The following is a 21,667-nucleotide window of genomic DNA, read 5'->3' on the forward strand; positions in this document are numbered from 1 at the left end:
GCTCACGCCAGCCTTAAAAGACACCCGTCGCGCTCAATGCGCGCCCGCCGCATCCGGGCCACCCCCGCCCTTGGCCGGCCGCGTAATCCAGATCAGCGGAATGATCAGAATGAAGATGACTGCCGAGATGAAGAAGATATCGTTCAGGCCCATCATGGCCGCCTGCGTGTTCACGGTGAAATCGAACAATGCATGGGCCGATTGCGGATTCAGATGCAGCAGCGACTGGGTCGAATCGATCTGCTGATTGAACGCCGGGTTGTTGATGGAAGCCTGCTCGGTAAGCCGTTCGTGATGCAGCACCGTGCGGTTGTTCCATTCGTTGCCGGCGATCGAAGTGCCCACCGCGCCGCAAAACACGCGGGCGAAATTAGACAGACCCGCCGCTGCGGGAATCTTGCCTGGCGGCTGGCCGGACAGGATGATCGCGGTCAGCGGCACGAAGAACAGCGCCATCGGAATGCCTTGCAGCAGCGTCGGTATCACCAGATGCCACGTGTCGATCTCGATCACGTATTTCGAGCGCATGTAAAACACGATCGCGAAGCCGACGAACGCCAGCGTGGCGATCACGCGCGCATCCGAGCGCGGCAGCACGCGGCCCATCACCGGCGCGAGCAGCACCGCGAATATGCCGAGCGGCGCGGTCACGAGACCAGCGTCGACGGAACGGTAATTTAGATACTCCTGCATCCATTGCGGCAGCAGCACGAGGTTGCCGAAGAACACGCCATACGCGACCGAAATCGCAATCGTGCCGCCGAGAAAATTGCGCTGCTGAAAAAGCCGCAAATCGACGATCGGATTTTCCTCGGTCAATTCCCACACGAGGAAGAACGCGAAGCTGATGAGCGCGGTGATGCCGAGAATCACGATCACCGGCGACGAGAACCAGTCGAGATCCTTGCCCTTGTCCAGCATGATCTGCAACGAGGCGACCCACGTGACCAGCAGGCCGAGTCCGACCATGTCGATGGGCGGCTTGCGGGTCGGCGACTCGCGGGTGCGGTAGATCATCCACGTGACGCCGGCCGCGAAAATGCCAACTGGAATGTTGATGTAGAAGATCCATGACCAGCTATAGCTGTCGGTGATCCAGCCGCCGAGCGCCGGGCCCGCAATCGGGCCGACGGTCGCGGTCATCGCCCATAAGGAAAGCGCGGTCGAGGATTTCTCCTTCGGATACGAGCCGAGCAGAATGGCTTGCGACAGCGGAATCAGCGGGCCGGCCACGGCGCCCTGGAAGATCCGCGCGAGCAGCAGGATCGGCAGCGTCGGCGCAATGCCGCACAACCACGATGCCAGCACGAACATCAGGATCGCGCCGACGAACAGCTTCACCTGGCCGATGCGTTGCGTGAGCCAGCCGGTGAGCGGAATCGACACGGCATTGGCCGCGGCGAACACGGTGATGACCCACGTGCCTTCATCGACCGAGACGCCGAGGTTGCCCGAAATGGTTGGAATCGCAACGTTCGCGATCGACGTGTCCAGCACGTTCATGAAGGTGGCGAGCGCGACGGCAATCGTGGCCAGCACCAGTTGGCCGCCCTTCAAAGGCGGCGGTGGTGCGGGCGGCGCCGAGGCGGGCGCGGAAGTGGGCTGGCTCAAGCGGTTCTCCGGATCGGTGTGCCGCGGGCATGCTGCGTTGACGTTGTATTTCGTGCCCGCGCGATGGGTCGGGCCGCAGATCCGCTGAATGCTCGCAAAAGCATACCTGTATTCACGTTTGGACGTCATCGGCGCGTGCAAGGGCGACGGCGAAAACAAATCCGGCAGCGTATGCTCGCGGCTGAGGCTGCACGCAGCGGCACGGCGCGATCCATCGCCGCGCCGTGCACGGCGCGTGCGGAATGACCATTCACGAATCGACAGAAAGAAGGAAAAGAATATGGCCTGGGAGCAATTCGAACACGGCTGGCGGCGCGCGCCGGTGAGCGCGCCTGCCAAAGGGCTGGTGGTGCTGATGCATGGCGTCGGCAGCAACGCGCGCGATCTGATGCCGCTGGCGGACATCTGGAGCGAGAGCCTGCCCGATGTGGCCTTCACCTCGCTCGACGGCACCGACGCCTACGACGGCGGCTTCGGCGGACGCCAGTGGTTCAGCCTGCGCGACGTCAACGAAGGCAATCGCGAGGCCCGCGTCGCCGCAGCCTATCCGGCGTTGCGACGTATGCTCGAAACCGAACTCGCGCACTGGCAGGTGTCGTTCGGGCGCCTTGCGCTGATCGGTTTCTCGCAAGGCTCGATCATGGCGATGCACCATGTGGCGACCAGCGCGGAAGGCGCGGCCGGTGTGGTCGCGTATTCGGGGCGGCTGGCCTCGGTGATCGTCGCGCAGAACGGCACGCCGCTCACGCTGATCCACGGCGAAGACGACGAAGTGATCCCGGTGCAGGAACTCGAATACGCCGCCGACGCATTCAACAACGCCGGCTATACCGTCGACGCCTATGCGCTTCCGGGCATTGGCCACACGATTAACGCCGACGGCGTCGGGCTCGGCCAGGAGGCGCTGGAACACGCGTTGGGCGCTTTGTCGCGCGATTGACACGGTCTTGAAGAAAAGCGGCTCTAAAGATTCTGATCTGCTTGCCGTTAAGGGTTCATGAGCATGAAAATCACCCCCGCCGCGCGGACCGCGCAGCGCCCTACTGGGCGTACCAAGCGGCTCGGGTGACCGGGGGCGCATTTTCCAGACTGCCCGGGTACGGGCGGATAACGACACATCAGAGCCTTCCTATGGCCAAACCGACGCCGCATTACCCGCTTTTCGATCGCTTGTTCCGGCAATCCGTGACGGTGGATCTCGGCACGGCCAACACTCTTATCTACACCGACAACGGCGGAATCGTGCTGAACCAGCCGTCCGTCGTGTGCTTCCGGAAAGACACCTCCGACCGGCCAAAACGCGTCGCCGCGGTCGGCACTCAGGCGCGCCAGATGCTGGGCCGCGCGCCGGTCAACCTCGAAGCCGTGCGGCCGATGCGCCACGGCGTGATCGCCAACTTCTCCGCCGCCGAACACATGATCAAGCAATTCGTCGAGATGGCGCGCCCTCGGCCGCTGTTCAGCCGCCGCGCCGCGTTCACCTTGTGCGTGCCGGCCGGCGCGACCCAGGTCGAGCGTCGCGCGATCAAGGAAGCGGCCGTGGCGGCCGGCGCATGGAAGGTGAGCCTGATCGGCGAATCGCTGGCGTCGGCGGTTGGCGCGGGTTTGCCGGTATCGGAGGCGACCGGTTCGATGGTGGTCGATATCGGCGGCGGCACGACGGAAGTCGGCGTGATCGCGCTCGGCGGCATGGCGTATAGCGGTTCGATTCGCGTGGGCGGCGACAGCTTCGACATGGCGATCGTGAGCTACGTGCGCAATCTGTACGGCGTGCTGATCGGCGAACAGACCGCTGAGCACGTCAAGAAAAGCATCGGCTCGGCCATGCGCGACGTGCCGCGCGAGCATATGAACGCGACCGGCCGCAGCGTCGACGACGGCTTGCCGCGCACGGTTCAACTGAGCAACCACGATATCGCCGATGCGATCGAGGGGCCGCTGCGTCAGATGATCGGCGCGGTCAAACGCGGGCTCGAAGAGGCGCCGGCCGAACTGGTGACCGACATCGCCAACAACGGCATCGTGCTGACGGGCGGCGGTGCGCTGCTCGGCAACCTGAGCCGTCGCCTGACGGACGAAATCGGCCTCGACGTGCGCGTCGCCGATGAACCGCTGACCTGCGCAGTGCGCGGCGCGGGCACGGCGGCCACCGCCGGTCTGCTGGACGAATTCGCTTACGAATGATTTTGCGCGGAGCTTGCCGTGCTACTGCCGTCGTCGGAACGGTCGCGTCCGTCCGCTGAAGCAGGCTGCCATGCCGATCGACCGGCTATGTGACAATACGCTTCACGTCCCAAATTCAGGGACGCGTACGCGATTCCTTTCCCCATTCCATTTCGAGCCGACAGCGCTGCACTCATGCGTTGCCGCGCTGTCCGTGACCACTCGTGAATCAATCTGTGTCCGCTTCGCCGACTTCGGCATCTTCTGCATCTTTCATCGAACTGCGAAGCGGTTTGCGCATGCCTTACGTGGAAGCCGGGGAGGGCGAACTGCTGCTGTTCGTGCATGGCTCGTTGTGCGACTACCGCTACTGGCAACCGCAACTCGCGGGCCTGTCGAAGCACTACCGCTGTGTCGCAGTGAGTCTCACGCACTACTGGCCGGCGACCGATACCGATACCGATGCCGAGCCCGGCCTGCCGTTCAGCTGGAGCGAGCATGCGAACGAAGTGGCGCAATTCATCGAGCGGTTCGGCGTGGGGCCGGCGCACGTGGTGGGACATTCGCGCGGCGGTTGCGTGGCGTTTCATTTCGCGCGGCGCTATCCCGAGCACGTGCGGACGTTGACGCTCGCCGACCCGGGTGGTCCGTTGCAGATTGCCGGACGCCCGCCCGCAAGTTTGCCGGAGACGGTCAACGCGTTGCGCGCAAAAGCGGCGCAACTGATCGAAAGCGGGGATGTGGAGGCCGGCTTGCAGCTGTTCGTCGACTCGGTCAGCCGGCCCGGTTTCTGGGCGATGAGCACGGCGGGTTTTCGCCGGATGGCGACCAACAATGCGCACACGCTCGCGCGGCAATTCCGCGATCCGTTGCCCGCCTATGTTCCCGAGGAAGCCACCGAGGTGCGTTGCCCGGTTCTGCTGATCGACGGAGAAAAGAGTCCCGACATGTTTCGCCGTACCGCGGCCGCGCTGCAAAACTGGCTGCCGGATGGACGCCGCGAAACGGTGCGCGGCGCATCGCACGGAATGAACCTCGCGCATCCGTCGGCGTTCAATCGCTACGTCGACGAATTCATTCGTTCAGTGAGCGAGCAACGAGCGCAATGAGCACGTAATAAACGTGCAATCAATGCACGACGACGCCGAGCCGGGTGGCTCGCGCTCGCGGCGATGATCCGCGGGCTGGCTCAACCCCGGCGACGCTTCAAACGCTCGACCTCATGCCTTACGATGCGCGTCTTTATCGAGCGCGCGTTCCGCCGCTTCGCCAACGAGGCCGTGATAGTACAGATGCACGCCGATCGCGAGCGAGTCGTTGCGAATTTCGTGGAACGCTTTCCACGCTTTCACGGGGTCTTTGAACAGCAGATAGTGGGCTTCCTGCGCGATCAGATCCGCGACTTCATGCAGGCCGTGGCCGTGCAGCACATCCACGAGCGCATCGAGGCTGCGATGGGTGCGCGCGTCGGTACGCGGGTAGAGCATATGCAACACCGCCACGTCCTGCGTCTTCAGCGCCGCCGACAGCGCGACGACGATGTCCTGGTGATTCAGCGCGGTGACGATGTTCTCGTCGGTGTGGACGTGATCCGGAAACAGCGTTTCGAGCGAGGCGTTCATGAGGTCCTTCCTGTTCTTCTGGCTGATTAAAAAAGCCCGCCGCAGGACGGCGGGCCAAACACAGCGATGTGTTCGCAGGGGAAGCAAAACACGAATGCAGTATCGCAGATGCACCCTTGCCTCCGCAGCCTGACTGCCGCAAAACATTGTTGCAGTAAGTGTTCAGCTTTCATTTTGCTGGCAGTGCGTGCGGACGAGGCGCAGCCGGTTTCCCCGCGACGTCAAGCCTTGTAGGAGGAAACGCCGGCAACGAATGTTGCGCCAGCCGAGATGCATTGTTGCGATCAATCGTCGCAATTGGAGGCCCGCGGGACCTTAAAATGCGAAGCGGAGCCTGAGCATGCCAAAGCGCATATGACGATCGAGCATGCCGGCACGTGTGCGATGTGAAAGTAAAAGGAACGTGTAGATGAACTCGAAGACACACGCAACGCTGAGCTTTTCCGACAGCGACCAGACTATTGATTTGCCGATTTATCAGGGCACGCTCGGACCGGATGTGATCGACATCCGCAAGCTATACGGCCAGACCGGCAAGTTCACGTACGACCCGGGTTTCATGTCGACGGCGGCATGCAACTCCGAAATCACCTATATCGACGGCGACAAAGGCGAGCTGCTGTACCGCGGTTATCCGATCGATAATCTGGCGCAGAACGCCGACTTCCTCGAATCCTGCTACCTGCTGCTGAAGGGCGAATTGCCGAATGCGCAGCAGAAGGAAGAGTTCGTCAAGACCGTCACGCAGCATACGATGGTGCACGACCAGATGCACTTCTTCTTCCGCGGCTTCCGTCGCGACGCGCACCCGATGGCAATTCTGGTCGCCGCGGTCGGCGCATTGTCGGCGTTCTATCACGACTCGCTCGACATCAACAATCCGCTGCACCGCGATATCTCCGCGATCCGCATGATCGCGAAGCTGCCGACGCTGGTCGCGATGGCGTACAAATACACCGTCGGTCAGCCGTTCGTTTATCCGAAGAACGACCTGTCGTACAGCGCGAATTTCATGCGCATGATGTTCGCCAATCCGGCGGAAGAGTACAAGGTCAACGACGTGCTGGTGCGCGCGCTGGACCGTATCCTGATCCTGCATGCGGACCACGAGCAGAATGCATCGACGTCGACCGTGCGTCTCGCCGGTTCGTCGGGCGCGAATCCGTTCGCGTGTATCGCGGCCGGTATCGCGTGTCTGTGGGGCCCGGCGCACGGCGGCGCGAATGAAGCGGCGCTGAACATGCTGGAAGAAATCGGCTCGGTCGACAACATCCCCGAATTTATCGCGAAGGTGAAGGACAAAAACTCCGGCGTGAAGCTGATGGGTTTCGGTCACCGGGTCTACAAGAACTACGATCCGCGCGCGAAGCTGATGCGCGAAACGTGCTACGAAGTGCTGGAAGAGCTGGGCCTGCACGACGACCCGCTGTTCAAGCTCGCCATGGCGCTGGAAAAAATCGCGCTGGAAGACGACTACTTCGTGTCGCGCAAGCTGTACCCGAACGTCGACTTCTACTCGGGTATCGTGCAGCGCGCGCTGGGCATTCCGACGGCCATGTTCACGTGTATCTTCGCGATGGCGCGCACGGTCGGCTGGATTGCGCAGTGGAACGAAATGATCGCCGATCCGGAACAGAAGATCGGCCGTCCGCGTCAGCTGTTCGTCGGCGAATCGCAACGCGAAGCCACGCCGCTGGCCAAGCGCTAAAGCGTCGGGGCGGTCACCCGCCTCACGCCCGCGCGGCGCTCTCACGAGGAGCGCCGCGCCATCCCTCTGCACGTCCTGTGCCACTGAAAAAAAACCGAAACTCCTCTGTGATAAGTTCGTCTGACGCGGACAGACCCTCTACAATCGGAAGCGACTCAGGTAGCAACCGGATCTGGACCGAACGCAAAAGCGTGAACGCAGCAGCGAACCCATAGGAGTGACCCTGATGCAGCAGCCAGAAGCCCTCGGCGGCCTTTCGGGCGGAATCGATCACCGCGAACCCGAGCCGGACGGCGTATTCATCCCGACAGAAAACCTCAATGTCGCGAGCGCCACTCAGCATGTGCTGAAGTCGGGCGACACCTTCATCGTCAACGATCCGCTCGGCGATATCACCGGCCACGACGACGGCCTGTTCGTCAACGACACACGTGTTCTCTCGCAACTGCGCCTCACCTTCGGCGGGCGTGCGCCTTCGCTGTTATCGGGCAGCGTCAGCAGCGACAACACCTCATTCACCGCGCATCTGACCAACCGACCGTTGCCGCCGCTCGGCGGTGTCAGCACGCCTGAAGGCGTGATCCACGTCGAGCGCGTGCGGGTGCTGTCGGGCACCGTGCTCAACGAAGCCATCGAACTCACCAACTACGGCACGAGCGATGCCGTGGTGCCGCTGTCCATCTCGTTCGCCAGCGACTTCCGCGACATGTTCGAAGTGCGCGGCCTGAAGCGCGACAAGCAGGGCCGTGTCGAACCGGCGCGCGTCGAGCACGGCGAGGTGCTGCTCGGCTATGTCGGTCTCGACGACGTGGCGCGCAATGTGCGGATCGCTTTCTCGCCGGAACCGGACAAGCTTTTCGCCGACCGAGCCGACTACACCGTCAAGCTGCCGGCTCAGGCCTGCGTGTCGATCTATCTGTCGGTGGCGGTGCAGGTCGTCGCGCAGACGGACAAGCCCATCGCCGGCGTCTCGCAGCCCACGCACGCGTTGAGCGAAGCGCACCTGTCGCAGATCGACGCGGAGCGCCCGCGCGTCGGACGCGCTGCCGTGCGCGCCGCGCTCGTCGACGCCCACCTCGTGATGCGTGAGCGCCGCCGCGTCACCGCGCGCGTGCGTTCCAGCAATCCGCTTTTCAATGCATGGATCGACCGCTCGCTCGCCGACCTCGGCCTACTGACCACGGACCTCGTGACCGGCCCGTATCCGTACGCCGGCATTCCGTGGTTCTCCACGCCGTTCGGCCGCGACGCCATCATCACGTCGCTCCAGACGCTGTGGCTGCAACCGCAACTGGCCGCGGGCGTGTTGCGTTTTCTCGCCGAACATCAGGCGCGCGAGAACTCGCCGTTTCGCGACGCCGCGCCAGGCAAGATCATGCACGAGATGCGGAAGGGCGAAATGGCCGCCACCGGCGAAGTGCCGTTCGCGCTGTACTACGGCGGCGTCGACACCACGCCGTTGTTCATCGTGCTGGCCGGCGCGTATGCGGCCCGCACGGGCGACCTCGCGTTGATCGACGAACTGTGGCCAGCGCTCGAGCGCGCGGCGCAGTGGGTCGCGGGCGTGTGCGACAAGAACCGCTACGGCCTGTTGGACTATCAGCGCGAATCGGACGGCGGTTTGGCGAATCAAGGCTGGAAGGACAGTCACGATTCCGTCTTTCACGCCGACGGCCGCTTCCCCGACGGTCCGATTGCGCTCGTCGAAGTGCAGGCTTATGCGAGCGCCGCCTTCGACACCATGGCTCACTTCTCGAAGCTGCGCGGCCTGCACGATTCGGCCACGCAATACAGCGAACGCGCGAAGAAGATCCGTCAGTGCGTCGAAGAAAAGTACTGGATGGACGAGGCCGGCTTCTACGGCATCGCGCTCGACGGACACGGCGAACTGTGCCGCGTGATGGCCTCGAACGCGGGTCACCTGCTGGCCTTCGGTCTGCCCTCGCGCGAGCGTGGCGAATCGGTGGTGCGCGCGCTCGACTCCACACTGTTCCACACCGGTTGGGGCGTGCGCACGCTGGCCGCGAGCCAGTCACGCTTTAACCCCATGGCGTATCACAACGGCTCGGTCTGGCCGCACGACAACGCGCTCTGCGCGCGCGGCCTGTCGCGCTACGGCGGCAAGGCGGCGGCCGTGCGGCTGTTGCAGGCGTTGTTCCAGGCGGCGGTCAACTTCGACATGCGCTTGCCCGAACTCTTCTGCGGCTTCCCACGGCGGCGCGGCGAGCCGCCCACCGCGTATCCGGTCGCCTGTTTGCCGCAGGCATGGGCAGCGGGCTCGCCGTTCATGATGCTCGAAGCGTGTCTGGGCATCGCGATCGACGCCGAGCGGCGCGAAGTGGTGATCGAGCAGCCGATGCTGCCCGAAGGCATCGACTGGCTCGAAGTGGGCGATCTGCGGGTGGGCGATGCTTCGGTGTCGATCACGTTCCGCCGCATCGGCGATAAGGTCGTGGCCTCGACGGAACAGGGCGACGTGCGGGTGGTGGCGCTTCTTTAAACAAGCGCTGAAAGCACGCTGAGCACGCCGGAACTGCTGTTGGATGCGAGGTGCCGGGTGGTAACATTTGTTGTCATCCTTATCGACCGTTCGCCCGGTACATTCGCATGCCTGACAGTTTCGACCAGCTCGCCGCCCTGATCCGGGCGCGCTTTTCCGAACTGAGTCCGCAGTTCCAGATGGGAGCGGGTTTCCTGCTCGATCATCCCGACGAGGTCGCGGTCTCGTCCATGCGCAAAGTGGCGGAAAGGGCGCAGGTGCAACCGGCTTCGCTGGTGCGCCTGTCGCAGCAACTCGGTTTCCCCGGCTGGAACGAATTGCGCAACCTGTTCGTCGCACGCGTGCGCACGCGGCCCGAGCCGCTCACGAGCCGCGCCCGTTCGCTCGTCAAATCGAAAGATGCGCTGGCAAACGACCTGCTGGTCGCACAGCAGCACAATCTCGAGGTCACCGCCGCGCACAACGGCCGCGTGATCGTGGAAGCGGCGCGTTTGCTGCGGCGCGCGCCGCATGTGCATGTGGCCGGCTTCCGGTCCTGTTACGCGGTGGCGTTCGGTCTCGTGTACGGTTACCGGCTGTTCCGTTCCTCGGTGTCCTTGCTCAACGGCGAGGCCGGCACGCTGGAAATGCAGTTGCGCACGATCGAGCGCGATAGCGCGACCATCGTGATCAGTTTCGCGCCGTATTCGGTGGAAGCCGCGCGCGTAGCCGAAGCCGCGCTGGAAAAGGGCAGCAAGCTGATTGCCATCACCGACAGCGCCGTCTCGCCGATCGCCTTGAACGCCGACAAGGTGCTGATCTTTTCGCACGAGAGTCCCTCGTTCTTTCCATCGCTGGTGGCGGCTACGGCGCTGGCCGAGTCGCTGGTCGCGCATCTGCTCGCGCTGGAAGGCGCGGATGCGGTCGAACAGCTCGCCATTGCAGAGCAGTCGCTGCATGCGAAGGGCGCCTACGTGCCTTGAACATTCCTGTCTGACTGGCCAGAGGTCTTGCGTGAAAGCAGGACCGCTCTATCTGGATCGGCGTTCCGTCGTTTGACAACAAATGTTGTTTTAACGTATAAATGCGTACCGATTGTTGAGTGAGTGTGATGGTGACGTCGAAGCAGGGTTTGAGTCTTTTGCAGGTGAGCGGCGAGCCGTATGACCTCGGCTACCGGCTGGGTGAACTCGCGCGGCCGGTTTTCGCCGACTACATGAATCAGAGCAACGCATGGGAGGCGGTTCGGCGTTGGCGCGGTGCTCCGTTCGTGCAGGCACTGCGCGATGCGGCGCATGCGCATTTCCCGACGTTGCTCGCCGAGCTCGACGGCATGGCGGCGGGCCTCGGCTGGGCGGCAGAAGACGTGTTTCTCTGGAACTGCCGCGGCGAACTGATTCACAACGCGCCGGACGGTTGCACCACGCTGGCAGCGGTCGTTGGCGACACGCGCTTCATCGCGCATAACGAAGACGGCGCCCCGTTTCTGCGCGAGCGTTGCGCGTTGGTCGAGGTGCAGCCGGCCGGCAAACCCGGCTTCGTGAGTTTCTATTACCCTGGATCGCTGCCGGGACATACCTTCGCCGCGAGCCGCGCCGGCGTCGTGCAGGCGATCAACAATTTGCGCATTCGCTCACCCGTCGCCGGCGTGCCGCGCATGCTCCTCGCGCGGGCCGTGCTCGACGCCGCCTCGCTCGATGAAGCGTTGCAGATCTTGCGCGACACGCCGGCCGCGAGCGGCTTTCATCACACGCTCGGCTGCGCGGGCGACACGCGCGTCTTCAGCGTCGAAGCCAGTGCGCAGCGATGTTCCGTGCAAACGGTGGCGAACCTCTACGGCCACGCGAACCACATGATTCATCCAGGCTGCGAGGCCGAAGCGCAAATCGTCACGGATTCTTCGCGAGACCGTCAATTGCGCGTGGATACCTTGTTGCCTGCGATCACGCGCCCGTTGCAACCCGCCGCCTTGCTCGACGTCTTGCACGATCGCGCGCCCTCGGGCCTGCCGATCTACCGCGACGACCCGCGCGATCCGGACGACGAAAACACGCTCGCCTCGGCGCTCTTCGACATTGGCAACGCCGGTGTGTCGATGAAAGTTTACCGGCAGGGGCAGTGCGCATTCGACACCTTCATCGCCCGCACGGCATCTGAACGAGGCGGCGCTTAAGCGCTTGCTGCCACCACAGGAAACCGAACACCATGTCCACCGTTTTTCATCGAACGCCTAAACAGTCGCTGCCGGTCGCCGTCGCGGGCGATGGCATCGAGATCATCGATTCCACCGGCAAGCGCTATATCGACGCGTCCGGCGGCGCCGCCGTCTCGTGTCTCGGTCACAGCAACCAGCGCGTGATCGACGCGATCAAACGGCAATCGCAGCAGTTGCCATACGCGCACACGTCGTTCTTCACCACCGCGCCCGCCGAAGAACTCGCCGACCGTCTGGTGGCGAGCGCGCCGCAAGGGCTCGACCATGTTTATTTCGTGTCGGGCGGTTCCGAGGCGATCGAGGCGGCGCTGAAACTCGCGCGCCAGTATTTCGTGGAGAAGGGCGAACCGCAGCGCCGCCATTTCATCGCGCGTCGGCAGAGCTATCACGGCAACACGCTGGGCGCGCTGGCGATCGGCGGCAACGCGTGGCGTCGCGAACCGTTCCTGCCGATCCTGATCGAAGCGCATCACGTGAGTCCGTGTTACGCGTATCGCGAGCAGCGTGCCGACGAAACCGAAGAGGCCTTCGCGCAGCGTCTCGCCGACGAACTCGAGCAGAAGATTCTCGAACTCGGCGCGGACACGGTCGCCGCCTTCGTCGCGGAAACGGTGGTCGGCGCGACGGCCGGCGCGGTGCCGCCGGTGCGCGAGTATTTCCGCAAGATTCGCGCGGTATGCGATCGCTACGGCGTGCTGCTGATTCTCGACGAGATCATGTCGGGCATGGGCCGCACCGGCTACCTGTACGCCTGCGAGGAAGACGGCGTGGCGCCGGATATCCTGACCATCGCCAAAGGGCTCGGCGCGGGCTATCAGCCGATTGGCGCGACGCTCGTGAGCGACCGGATCTATCAGGCGATCGTCGGCGGCTCGGGGTTCTTTCAGCATGGCCATACCTATATCGGCCATGCCACCGCTTGCGCCGCGGCGCTCGAGGTGCAACGCGTGATCGCGGAAGACAAGCTGCTGCCCAACGTGCTGGCGCGCGGCGAACAGTTGCGTGGCCGGTTGCGCGAACACTATGCGCAGCATCCGCACATCGGCGACGTGCGCGGCCGGGGGCTGTTCGTCGGCGTCGAACTGGTCAAGGACCGCGCGAGCAAAACACCGTTCGACGCCCGGCTCAAGCTGCATGCAGCGATCCGGCGCGAGGCGTTCGCGCGTGGTTTGATGGTGTATCCGATGGGCGGCACCGTCGACGGCCAGATCGGCGATCATGTGCTGCTGGCACCGCCGTTCATCTGCACCGAGCGCGACATCGACGAGATTGTCAGCCGGTTCACTGATGCGGTCAGCGGCGCGCTCGCCGCCGTTTGAGCATTCCGACACCACTAATCACGAGAGCGATCATGACCGAGCGTTTGCCTCACTTCGACCCGTCCGCCGCCACGCCGGTACAGAAAGCAGTGCTCGACGAAATTCTGTCCGGCCCGCGCGGCAATCTGAACGGGCCGTTTCTCGGCTGGATTCATAGTCCGGAACTGGCCCAGCAGGCGCAGCGTCTGGGCGCGTTTTGCCGCTATCGGACGGGTTTACCGCTGCGCCTGTCGGAACTTGCGATTCTGGTGACCGCGGCGCGCTGGCAGGCGCAGGCGGAGTGGTACATCCATTATCCGATCGCGCTGCAAGCCGGCGTGTCCGAAGCGGATGCCGAGACGATTCGCGTGGGAAAGCGCCCGGATTTCGCGGACGCCGACGACGCGTTGATCCACGACTTCGCGAGCGAGTTGTACGACACGAAGCGCGTTTCGGACGCGATCTATGCGAAGGCGGTCGAACGCTTCGGACATCAGGTGGTCATCAATCTGGTGGGCCTGCTCGGCTATTACGCGTTGGTGGCCATGACGCTGAACGTGTTCGGCATGCGCGCGGTCGGGCAGGAGAGCTTGCCGTTCGCTGAATAGGCGGGCAGCATGGCGGCGCCGTTGTGCAATTGCGCGGGCGCTGCGAGAGCCAACTTTAGCGCGGCCGGCTTCGGCGCGATCAGCATCGAGACGCGGCCGGGTTCGGCATCGAACGCAGCCTCTTTTACAACGCATTCGCCCAACTTTTCCGCCGCACAAGACAAAGCGCCCGATTTGCGAACTTCGCAACCGGGGCGCTTTTTCCTGCGACTACACCTTCACCTTCCATGCACTGCCTGCACCGGCAAGAGCCGCGCCGCGAACCGCGCGGCTTACCGGCTTATTGACCGCGATACGTCGAGAACAGGCCTTGCTGCACTGCGTCTCGCGCGCCGGCATCCGACGAAACCGCCTTGACGCCGCCGATGTCCTGCGAACCCTGCGCCACGGCGGCCACTGTCGTTGCGCTTTGCGGCACGGTCTTCGGATAGTCGGTGTCGTTCTGATTCAGGAGGCCCGCTTTTTGCGCGGCAACCAGTTCAGCGCGCACTTGAGCGCGGGTCACCGGACCATTCGCCTGCTGGGCGAACGAAACAGCCGGGACGATGAGCGCCGATGCAATAACGACTGCGGAAATAAGCGATTTCATGATGACCTCCAGTATTCGATTGTTGGTCAGATCGGTTGACTGCTGTGTCCCGACCCGTTGAAGCCAGTCTATTTCTTCCGAGGTCGGTGAAAAAGCCGCTTTCGGAGTAAAGATTATTACTGTTATTGAAATAGTTTCTGAGGCGGCTTCTGTTTGGTCGATTGCCGGCATCGTCACGACGCTGGCACACGGAAGCGCCTATGATGAAGTTCGGTCCACGCCCGCGCCGGCGACGCCGCGCGACACTCGCGACCGATGCCGAAACCGCAAACCATCCGGGCGGGACCGTTGCGGCGGGCATCAGATTCGGTCGCGCAGCGCGCGCAGCAGGCAAAAACAGGAGAGAGCGATGAAGCGCAAGGCATCAGCAGTCTGGCAAGGCGGCCTGCAAGACGGCAAGGGCTCGATTTCCACCGACAGCGGCGTCCTCAAGGAGACCCAATACTCGTTTTCGACACGCTTCGCGGACGGCATCGGCACGAACCCGGAAGAGCTGATTGCGGCTGCGCATGCGGGGTGTTTCTCGATGGCGTTATCGGCGGAATTGGGCAAGGCCGGCATTACGCCCGAACGCATCGGCACGACGGCCACCGTCACGCTCGACAAGGACGGCGGTGGTTTCTCGATCACCGCGGTGCATCTCGACGTGGCCGTGAAAATCCCCGGTGGCGACCAAGCCGCCTTCGACAAGGCGACCGCCGACGCCAAGGCCGGTTGCCCGGTGTCGAAAGTGTTGAACGCCACGATTACATTGGACGCGAAGCTCGAAACCTGAGTTCGCGACTTTCCTTGGTGATTCACAAGCGATAAAGCCGGCGCACGGGTCAAGCTCGGCGCCGGTTTTTTGTTTGCTGGCTTTTGTTTGCTGGCCTTGGAGACGCCGGTGACGTCGCACCTTCGCCTTCTCGCAGCGCTACGAAACCGGCCCGGCGCGAAGACGAGCCGACTTCATCCGGCTCGATCATATAAGGCGCATCAAAGCGTTTTCCCCTCGGCCTGCTGAACGGTGTGCATGGCGGCGGGCGTTCCTTTGACCCGGCTCTTCACGAGCTTGTCGAGATCGAAAGTGGAAGTCTTGCCGACGCTCGGCAGGCAATCGCGCACCCATGTGTCGGCCGCGGCATGGCCCGCCTGGCGCAAGGCGCGGAAAAATTCGATGGAGGGCGTGTTCTTCGATGCGGCGCCGATCTCGTCCATGAAGCGGTCGGCGCGAATCACGTGAAAGCGCTTGGGCGTGTACGGTTTTCCGTGGTGGACGAGGCCAGGGTTTTCAGAAGCGAGTTCGTTGATCAACTGGATCTGACGGACCTCCGTGACCCACGACGCGCCGAAGCTGACTTCGTTGATCCGGTTGTTGATCTCGCTGGGGCGTTCAGGCGGCCCATGCTTCGTACAGAGCGGATCGATGAGAACGCTCAGAATGTCATCAGCCCACTCGACGAGCGGCGCGAGCGCCGGATTGGCCATGTAGCCGCCGTCCCAATAGAACTCGCCATCGATTTTCACCGCCTCGAAGAGCGTGGGAAAGCATGCGGAGGCCATCAGCGCCTTCGCCGAAATTTCGCCTGGACCGAAGATACGCAACGCGGTCAGGTTGACGTTGGTCGCGGCCACGTAGAGTTGGGGCACGCCGTCTTTCGGGTGATTGACGACCCCGAAATCCGGAATCACCGTTTCCATGATGGAGCCGATGGAATTGGTCAGCCACGGCATTGCATACGGAGAGCTTAACGGCTCCAGCATGCTTTGGGCGAGCACCACCGGATTGAGATCCACATTCCAGCGCTCGGGAGACTTCAGAAGGCTCGTGGGGAAGTTGTAGAACGGCTGCCATTTCGACGCGGCGCCGACCAGCGTCCATAGTTGTTCGAGTGCCCGTTTGGCATCGGTCGGACTTCGGCTCAGCCCGTAGGTGCAGGCCGCGGCGTTGAGCGCTCCGCCGCTCGCGCCGCTGATCGCGAGAATCGACAGTGTGCCGCGCTCGACTTCGTCGAGCAGGCGGTCGAGCACGCCCCACGTGAACGCCGCGTGCGCGCCACCGCCCTGGAGGGCGAGACCGATCGTGGGAATGTCTTTTTTCGTTGCCATCCTGACCTCCGTTGTGCGGTCGCTCAGCAGTCGTCGAACTCATAGGGGAAAACGAAAGTGCCGACGCGGTTTTAACCGTTGTACTGCACCGCACGAATTTGTGCCATGCCGCTTTCTGGACGTGCCTTCGCGCCGCCCTTACGGAAACTTGTCTTGCTTTGTTGAACGCTTAGTCATAATATCAGCTGCATGAAGCAATCAGGCGATTCGAAACAATCCGCGAAGAAAGCCGGCGAGGTCTGCTCTCGGGGCCGGCCGCGCGAGTTCGACACGGACACGGTATTGGCAAGCGCGAGCCAGGTGTTCTGGAACCACGGCTACCACGCCACGTCGATCGACGACCTGTGCAAAGCCACCGGCCTGTTGCGCGGTAGTCTCTACGGCGTGTTCGGCGACAAGCACGGCATCATGCTGGCCGCGCTGGATCACTACGCGGAAGGTTCGGTCGCGCGGCTCGCCGAGCGGCTGAACGCCCCGGTGCCGCCGGAAGAGGCGCTGCGCAACGCTTTGCTGCATTACGCGCGGGTCGCGTGCGCGCTGACCGGCGAACGCAGTTGTCTCATCACCAACACCACGCTGGAGATGCAGCCGGGCGACGAAGAACTGCGCTCCCGCGTTGCCGCGATTCAGCGCCGCATGGCCACGCTGCTGGCGGCGTCGGTGATACGTGGTCAGGCGAGCGGCGCCTTCAACTCCACGCTCGACGAAAAAGCCGTCGGCGATTTTCTGCTCTGTGTCATGCAAGGTCTGCGCGTACTGGGGCGGGTCGCCCATAACGAAGACGCGCTGACCGGAATCGTGGACGTCGCCTTGCGCGCGCTCGTCTAAATTTTTTTGCGGAATTTTTGAACGATCAGTCATGAACAGTGAAGCGATCAAGTCCGCTCCGGCGGCATTCGTTGGACCCCAAGGCGCCGCAGCCTCAGCGGTGACCTGTCCTGGCCCCGCGGCCGCGAGCCTGGCAACGGACGCGGCAACATCGATCGACAAGTCCCAGCCGCGCTTCGAACGGCAAGGGCTTGCGCTGGCGGTGCTATTCGTCGGCGCCTTCCTCGCGCCGCTCGACTACTTCATCGTCAATCTCGCGCTGCCCTCGATTCACACCGGCCTGAACGCCACCGACGCGCAATTGCAACTCGTCGTCTCCGCCTATGCGTCGGCGTACGCGGTGCTGTTGATCACGGGCGGGCGGCTCGGCGATCTGTTCGGCCGCCGCCGCATGTTCATGACGGGCATGGCGGCGTTCGTGGTCGCCTCGGCGCTGTGCGGCTTCGCGACCAGCGGGCACATGCTGGTGATCTCGCGGATCGTGCAGGGCATCGCCGCCGCCGTCATGGCGCCGCAAGTGCTCGCGACGATTCGCGCGGTCGTGCCGCTGCATCAGCAGACCAAGGTGATGAGCCTGTATGGCTTCGTGTTCGGCTTGTCGTCGATCGTCGGCCAGTTGGGCGGCGGCGCGCTGATCACGTATCACCCGTTCGGGCTCGACTGGCGCATCATTTTCCTGATCAACATTCCGATTGGCATTGCGGCGTTTATCGGCACGTGGAAGTTCGTACCGGAGAATCAGCCGGCCGCCCGCACCGGCATCGACGTGAAGGGCGTGGCGCTGCTGTCCGCCGTGCAGCTGCTGGTCATCTACCCGATGACGCACGGCCGCGAAGCCGGCTGGCCGGCGTGGACCTTCGTGATGTTCGCGCTTGCCGTGCCGGCGTTCGCGCTCTTCGTGATGACCGAGCAGCGCGTCGAGCGCGGCGGCGGCCATCCGCTGGTGGACCTGCAATTGTTCCGCAACCGGGCCTTCGCGCTGGGTCTCGTGCTCGCGTTCCTGTTCTACTGCAATAGCGCGTTTTTCCTGACCTACGGGATCTTCCTGCAAACCGGTTTGCACTGGACGCCGCTCGCCTCGGGCATGGCGATCATGCCGTTCGCGATCGGTTTCGTCGTCGGGCCGCTGACCTCGCCGGCGGTGGTCAAGCGCATCGGCGGCCATGTGCTCACGCTCGGTTTTTCGATGATGACAGTCGGCTTTACGGTCACGGGCTGGTCCGCCACCCAGTCGGCCACGCCGGATCTGCTGTTCTATTGCGGGCTGGTGTGCGCAGGCGTCGGTCATGGCCTGCTGCTGCCGTCGATCATGCGCATCGTGTTGCTGGAGGTCGTACCGGAGAAGGCCGGGCTTGCTTCGGGCGTGGTGTCGTCGACGCTGCAGATCGGCTCGGCGTTCGGCACGGCAGCCATCAGCGGTGCGTTCTTCGGCGCGATCGGCGGCCGCGCGGCACCGGGCGACTACGCGCACGCGTTCCAGATCAGCCTCGCGATCAACGCGCTGCTGATGTTCGTGTGCATCGGCTTGAGCGTGCTGCTCGTGCGGCACCAGCAACTCGCGCTGCGCCGCCCGGCGCAGCCGGTTTGAAAATCCGGCGGCGGCAATCGTTTCAACAAAGTTGCCGGAAATTATTAGGCGGTTTTTTAAACGCGGCCGATTATAAGCATTCAACATTTACCGGTGAGTTCGTTATTCACAGGTAATTCTGCTGTGGCGCATCAGAATAAACCCTGAATAGCTGTCTGCTGACGCATTAGATATGACGAAACCGCATTCGCATTTTCTACGCGTGGCGCCGGCATTCCGCAGTCAGTCTCGCGATCGTGCAGTGCGGCATGAAGGGGCGGCCTGACAGTGCATTGAAGGGTTTTCCCGATTTTTCCCCTTCCACAGCCGGCAGTGGAAGCCATTCCACTGCCGATGAAAACGGTATCAATAAAAAGCACTTGCAGCCATTAATTTCGATTGTTAATCTTGCCAAACCTTTTAGAGCTTTCCTTCAGCAGGTCTAAAGTCGAAAAAGCCGGCGCAATGACTTAAATACCGTTCAACGGTTCCGTAGGGGGATGAATATGCTGACCGCTACCATTGACGCATTCCAGACACCGCTCACCGCCCAGTTCAATACCGGCGACGTCGTCACGCTGAAGGAAGGGGGCTCGCGCATGACGGTAACCTACGCAGGCCCCGTGGCGCTCAATCCCGGCGACTGGCTGATTTGCGAATGGTTCGATGAACACGGCGAACTGCGCCGCGAGATGTTTTCACCCACCAGCGTACGCGTCGAACCGCGCTCGATTCCCGCCGGTTCCGTGCTGTGGAACCGCATGAGCCGCGCGGCCTAATAGCCCGCGTGGTCGGCCGGTGCTTCGGCCGGCCAGTCAGTTTTCCGCCTCGCCACACCACGCCTGATTTACTTGTCCGAGCGATCCCGCGCGCTTGTGCGTCGTTGCACGCGCACCAGCAGCGCGGACGAAAACGCTCGCATCCTCACGAGCTTGCGCGTCTCCACGACCTCGCCCGCGATGTTCTTTGGCGGGTTCGGTTGCAACGACCAGTAGAGCGCGAGCAGCCAGCCGAACACGGTCCAGCCGAGACAGGCGTTGAAGAGCGCCAGCGTCAGCACGTCATGACGCTTGCGCCGGTCCGCCAGTACGGCCGGCAAAAAATAGAGCGCCAGCGCCAGCACCGCGGCGATGGCCTGCACGACGACGTTGCCCCCCATGAAGCGGCTCCCTCCCAATAGGCGATCTATGCCGCGATTGTCGCGCGATTGTTTTGTTTGCGTAAGCGCGTCGCAAAGGCGTTGCGACGCGCGTGAGAAGGCTGCCACGGGCAGTTCGCCCCCGGTCGTTCAGCGAGTCCGATGCACTGCGAGGGGTTCAGCCAATCCCGCATCGGGACTATCATGATCGTTTCGACAGAACATATCCCCACGGACCGCCATCATGATCTCCGACGATACCCAGCAGACTCAACGCATCAACCCCGAGACGCTACGCGAATTCGTGGACCGCAAGTGGAACGACGAGATCGTGCCCGCGCTGACGGACTACATCGCGGTGCCGGCCAAGAGTCCGGCGTTCGATCCCGAGTGGGTCAAGCACGGCTATCTGGAGCGCGTGATCACCGACGCGGCGCAATGGGCCGAACAGCAGCCCGTGCGCGGCCTGAAACTTGAAATCATCCGCTTGCCGGGCCGCACGCCGGTGATCTTCTTCGAGTCGGCGGCGACGCGTTCGGGCAGCGAGGAAACCATCGTGCTGTACGGCCACCTCGACAAGCAGCCCGAGTTCGACGGCTGGCGCAACGACCTCGGACCGTGGACGCCCAAGCTCGAGAACGACAAGCTCTACGGCCGCGGCGGCGCCGACGACGGCTATGCGATCTACGCAAGCATCACCGCGCTCGCCGCGTTGGATGCGCAAGGCGTCGAGCGTCCGCGTTGCGTCGGTCTGATCGAAACCTGCGAGGAGTCGGGCAGCTACGATCTGCTGCCTTATGTCGACGCGCTGCGCGAGCGGCTCGGCAAGGTCGGTCTGGTCGTGTGCCTGGATTCGGGCGCGGGCAACTACGATCAGCTGTGGCTCACCACGTCGTTGCGCGGCCTGGTCGCCGGCGACCTCGAAGTGCAGGTGCTCGACGAAGGCATTCACTCGGGCGGTTATGGCGGCATCGCGCCGTCGAGCTTCCGCATCATGCGGCAACTGTTCGACCGTCTCGAAGACTCCGCCAACGGCACGCTGCTGCCGAAGGGTTTCCATGTCGAGATCCCCGCAGACCGTCTGCGGGAAGCGGAAGCCACCGCGCAAATTCTCGGCGACGACGTCTGGAAAAAGCTGCCGTGGGCGTGCGGCCAGGACGGCCGCCAGGTGCTGCCCACCACGACCGATCCGCAAGAGGCCTTGCTGAATTCGACGTGGCGTCCGTCGCTATCGGTGACCGGTGCGGCCGGCTTGCCCGCGTTGGCCGATGCCGGCAACGTGCTGCGTCCGCGCACGGCGTTCAAGCTGTCGCTGCGTCTGCCGCCGATGATCGAGGCGGAGAAGGCCGTCGCCGAACTGAAGGCGCTGCTCGAAGTCGATCCGCCGTACAACGCCCGCGTGACGTTCAAGCCGGACGCGGGCGCGGCGAGCGGCTGGAGCGCGCCCGATCTCGCCCCGTGGCTCGCCACCGCGCTCAACGACGCGTCGCGCCAGCACTACGGCGCCGACGTCGCCTATATGGGGCAGGGCGGCACCATCCCGCTGATGAACGTACTGAAGGCAGGCTTCCCGAAATCGCAGTTCATGGTGTGCGGCGTGCTCGGACCGAAGTCGAATGCGCACGGGCCGAACGAGTTCCTGCACGTGCCGTACGGCAAGAAGCTCACGGCCGCGGTTGCCGAGGTGATCGCCGCCGCGCCTTGAGCGTTTCCTTCAACTGTCGTTTGCCCTGAACCCGTCACGTCCGCCGAC

The 21,667-nt window shown here is 63.4% G+C and carries 19 protein-coding genes; 14 read left to right on the forward strand and 5 right to left on the reverse strand.

From position 1 onward, the window contains the following. Window positions 1-33: 33 nt before the first annotated feature. Entirely contained in the window at window positions 34-1,611 is a 1,578-nt protein-coding gene (locus HF916_RS18155) for a DHA2 family efflux MFS transporter permease subunit (RefSeq protein WP_168790248.1), read from the reverse strand. Window positions 1,612-1,891: 280 nt separating this feature from the next. Between HF916_RS18155 and HF916_RS18160 the strand changes: the two genes are divergently transcribed. The 3 genes from HF916_RS18160 (at window position 1,892) to HF916_RS18170 (ending at window position 4,883) form a co-directional block, all read left to right on the forward strand. After that, a complete protein-coding gene (locus HF916_RS18160; RefSeq protein WP_168790249.1) occupies window positions 1,892-2,551 on the forward strand; it encodes an alpha/beta hydrolase in 660 nt (219 codons plus the stop codon). A 191-nt stretch (window positions 2,552-2,742) separates the two neighbouring features. Beyond that, window positions 2,743-3,795, forward strand: coding sequence for a rod shape-determining protein (locus HF916_RS18165; RefSeq protein WP_168790250.1), 1,053 nt, complete (start codon window positions 2,743-2,745; stop codon window positions 3,793-3,795). Window positions 3,796-3,998: 203 nt separating this feature from the next. After that, complete coding sequence (locus HF916_RS18170; RefSeq protein WP_431311428.1) at window positions 3,999-4,883, forward strand: alpha/beta fold hydrolase; 885 nt, start codon at window positions 3,999-4,001, stop codon at window positions 4,881-4,883. 111 nt (window positions 4,884-4,994) lie between these two features. Here HF916_RS18170 and HF916_RS18175 read toward each other — a convergent pair whose 3' ends face one another. Further along, window positions 4,995-5,396, reverse strand: coding sequence for a hypothetical protein (locus tag HF916_RS18175; RefSeq protein WP_012427389.1), 402 nt, complete (start codon window positions 5,394-5,396; stop codon window positions 4,995-4,997). Window positions 5,397-5,805: 409 nt separating this feature from the next. Here HF916_RS18175 and gltA point away from each other — a divergent pair, with 409 nt between their 5' ends. The 6 genes from gltA (at window position 5,806) to HF916_RS18205 (ending at window position 13,704) form a co-directional block, all read left to right on the forward strand. Further along, a complete protein-coding gene (gene gltA, locus HF916_RS18180; RefSeq protein WP_168790251.1) occupies window positions 5,806-7,104 on the forward strand; it encodes a citrate synthase in 1,299 nt (432 codons plus the stop codon). Window positions 7,105-7,330: 226 nt separating this feature from the next. Then, window positions 7,331-9,604, forward strand: coding sequence for an amylo-alpha-1,6-glucosidase (locus tag HF916_RS18185; RefSeq protein WP_168790252.1), 2,274 nt, complete (start codon window positions 7,331-7,333; stop codon window positions 9,602-9,604). A 107-nt stretch (window positions 9,605-9,711) separates the two neighbouring features. Further along, the gene (locus HF916_RS18190) at window positions 9,712-10,566 is read left to right on the forward strand and encodes a MurR/RpiR family transcriptional regulator (protein WP_012427335.1); all 855 of its coding nucleotides are present in this window, start codon (window positions 9,712-9,714) and stop codon (window positions 10,564-10,566) included. A 128-nt stretch (window positions 10,567-10,694) separates the two neighbouring features. Beyond that, window positions 10,695-11,756 carry a C45 family autoproteolytic acyltransferase/hydolase gene (locus HF916_RS18195; protein WP_168790253.1) on the forward strand — a complete coding sequence of 354 codons (1,062 nt, stop codon included), beginning with the start codon at window positions 10,695-10,697 and terminating at the stop codon, window positions 11,754-11,756. A gap of 32 nt (window positions 11,757-11,788) precedes the next feature. After that, window positions 11,789-13,117, forward strand: coding sequence for an aspartate aminotransferase family protein (locus HF916_RS18200; protein ID WP_168790254.1), 1,329 nt, complete (start codon window positions 11,789-11,791; stop codon window positions 13,115-13,117). Window positions 13,118-13,149: 32 nt separating this feature from the next. Continuing rightward, window positions 13,150-13,704 (forward strand): carboxymuconolactone decarboxylase family protein, encoded by a 555-nt coding sequence (locus HF916_RS18205; RefSeq protein ID WP_168790255.1) that lies wholly within the window; start codon window positions 13,150-13,152, stop codon window positions 13,702-13,704. 280 nt (window positions 13,705-13,984) lie between these two features. On the opposite strand, the gene HF916_RS18210 is transcribed toward HF916_RS18205, so the two are convergent. After that, on the reverse strand, window positions 13,985-14,293 hold the full coding sequence (locus HF916_RS18210) for a DUF4148 domain-containing protein (RefSeq protein ID WP_168790256.1): 309 nt from the start codon (window positions 14,291-14,293) through the stop codon (window positions 13,985-13,987). Window positions 14,294-14,642: 349 nt separating this feature from the next. On the opposite strand from HF916_RS18210, the gene HF916_RS18215 reads away from it, so the two are divergent. Further along, on the forward strand, window positions 14,643-15,068 hold the full coding sequence (locus tag HF916_RS18215) for an OsmC family protein (RefSeq protein WP_168790257.1): 426 nt from the start codon (window positions 14,643-14,645) through the stop codon (window positions 15,066-15,068). A gap of 200 nt (window positions 15,069-15,268) precedes the next feature. Here the strand turns inward: HF916_RS18215 and HF916_RS18220 are convergent, their stop codons facing one another. Next, window positions 15,269-16,381: a patatin-like phospholipase family protein gene (locus HF916_RS18220; RefSeq protein ID WP_168790258.1), complete on the reverse strand. Its 1,113-nt coding sequence runs from the start codon at window positions 16,379-16,381 to the stop codon at window positions 15,269-15,271. A 189-nt stretch (window positions 16,382-16,570) separates the two neighbouring features. Here HF916_RS18220 and HF916_RS18225 point away from each other — a divergent pair, with 189 nt between their 5' ends. From HF916_RS18225 to HF916_RS18235, 3 genes are all read left to right on the forward strand, one after another. Next, window positions 16,571-17,209, forward strand: coding sequence for a TetR/AcrR family transcriptional regulator (locus HF916_RS18225; protein ID WP_168790259.1), 639 nt, complete (start codon window positions 16,571-16,573; stop codon window positions 17,207-17,209). A 31-nt stretch (window positions 17,210-17,240) separates the two neighbouring features. Then, window positions 17,241-18,797 (forward strand): MFS transporter, encoded by a 1,557-nt coding sequence (locus HF916_RS18230; protein WP_168790260.1) that lies wholly within the window; start codon window positions 17,241-17,243, stop codon window positions 18,795-18,797. 485 nt (window positions 18,798-19,282) lie between these two features. Further along, window positions 19,283-19,555, forward strand: a complete 273-nt coding sequence (locus HF916_RS18235) for a YodC family protein (protein ID WP_168790261.1) — start codon at window positions 19,283-19,285, stop codon at window positions 19,553-19,555. 68 nt (window positions 19,556-19,623) lie between these two features. Here the strand turns inward: HF916_RS18235 and HF916_RS18240 are convergent, their stop codons facing one another. Continuing rightward, window positions 19,624-19,935: a superinfection immunity protein gene (locus tag HF916_RS18240; protein ID WP_168790262.1), complete on the reverse strand. Its 312-nt coding sequence runs from the start codon at window positions 19,933-19,935 to the stop codon at window positions 19,624-19,626. A gap of 223 nt (window positions 19,936-20,158) precedes the next feature. On the opposite strand from HF916_RS18240, the gene HF916_RS18245 reads away from it, so the two are divergent. After that, window positions 20,159-21,619, forward strand: coding sequence for a M20 family metallopeptidase (locus tag HF916_RS18245; RefSeq protein WP_168790263.1), 1,461 nt, complete (start codon window positions 20,159-20,161; stop codon window positions 21,617-21,619). Window positions 21,620-21,667 lie beyond the last annotated feature (48 nt).

Origin of the sequence: Paraburkholderia aromaticivorans, from assembly GCF_012689525.1 — a bacterium.
Lineage (GTDB): Bacteria > Pseudomonadota > Gammaproteobacteria > Burkholderiales > Burkholderiaceae > Paraburkholderia > Paraburkholderia aromaticivorans_A.

Bases quoted from the DNA above. Each gene is read 5' to 3' on its own strand.
- HF916_RS18160 (WP_168790249.1), top strand. From the start codon at position 1,892: ATGGCCTGGGAGCAATTCGAACACGGCTGGCGGCGCGCGCCGGTGAGC.
- HF916_RS18165 (WP_168790250.1), top strand. From the start codon at position 2,743: ATGGCCAAACCGACGCCGCATTACCCGCTTTTCGATCGCTTGTTCCGG.
- HF916_RS18175 (WP_012427389.1), bottom strand. From the start codon at position 5,396: ATGAACGCCTCGCTCGAAACGCTGTTTCCGGATCACGTCCACACCGAC.
- gltA (WP_168790251.1), top strand. From the start codon at position 5,806: ATGAACTCGAAGACACACGCAACGCTGAGCTTTTCCGACAGCGACCAG.
- HF916_RS18185 (WP_168790252.1), top strand. From the start codon at position 7,331: ATGCAGCAGCCAGAAGCCCTCGGCGGCCTTTCGGGCGGAATCGATCAC.
- HF916_RS18190 (WP_012427335.1), top strand. From the start codon at position 9,712: ATGCCTGACAGTTTCGACCAGCTCGCCGCCCTGATCCGGGCGCGCTTT.
- HF916_RS18195 (WP_168790253.1), top strand. From the start codon at position 10,695: ATGGTGACGTCGAAGCAGGGTTTGAGTCTTTTGCAGGTGAGCGGCGAG.
- HF916_RS18200 (WP_168790254.1), top strand. From the start codon at position 11,789: ATGTCCACCGTTTTTCATCGAACGCCTAAACAGTCGCTGCCGGTCGCC.
- HF916_RS18205 (WP_168790255.1), top strand. From the start codon at position 13,150: ATGACCGAGCGTTTGCCTCACTTCGACCCGTCCGCCGCCACGCCGGTA.
- HF916_RS18210 (WP_168790256.1), bottom strand. From the start codon at position 14,293: ATGAAATCGCTTATTTCCGCAGTCGTTATTGCATCGGCGCTCATCGTC.
- HF916_RS18215 (WP_168790257.1), top strand. From the start codon at position 14,643: ATGAAGCGCAAGGCATCAGCAGTCTGGCAAGGCGGCCTGCAAGACGGC.
- HF916_RS18220 (WP_168790258.1), bottom strand. From the start codon at position 16,381: ATGGCAACGAAAAAAGACATTCCCACGATCGGTCTCGCCCTCCAGGGC.
- HF916_RS18225 (WP_168790259.1), top strand. From the start codon at position 16,571: ATGAAGCAATCAGGCGATTCGAAACAATCCGCGAAGAAAGCCGGCGAG.
- HF916_RS18230 (WP_168790260.1), top strand. From the start codon at position 17,241: ATGAACAGTGAAGCGATCAAGTCCGCTCCGGCGGCATTCGTTGGACCC.
- HF916_RS18235 (WP_168790261.1), top strand. From the start codon at position 19,283: ATGCTGACCGCTACCATTGACGCATTCCAGACACCGCTCACCGCCCAG.
- HF916_RS18240 (WP_168790262.1), bottom strand. From the start codon at position 19,935: ATGGGGGGCAACGTCGTCGTGCAGGCCATCGCCGCGGTGCTGGCGCTG.
- HF916_RS18245 (WP_168790263.1), top strand. From the start codon at position 20,159: ATGATCTCCGACGATACCCAGCAGACTCAACGCATCAACCCCGAGACG.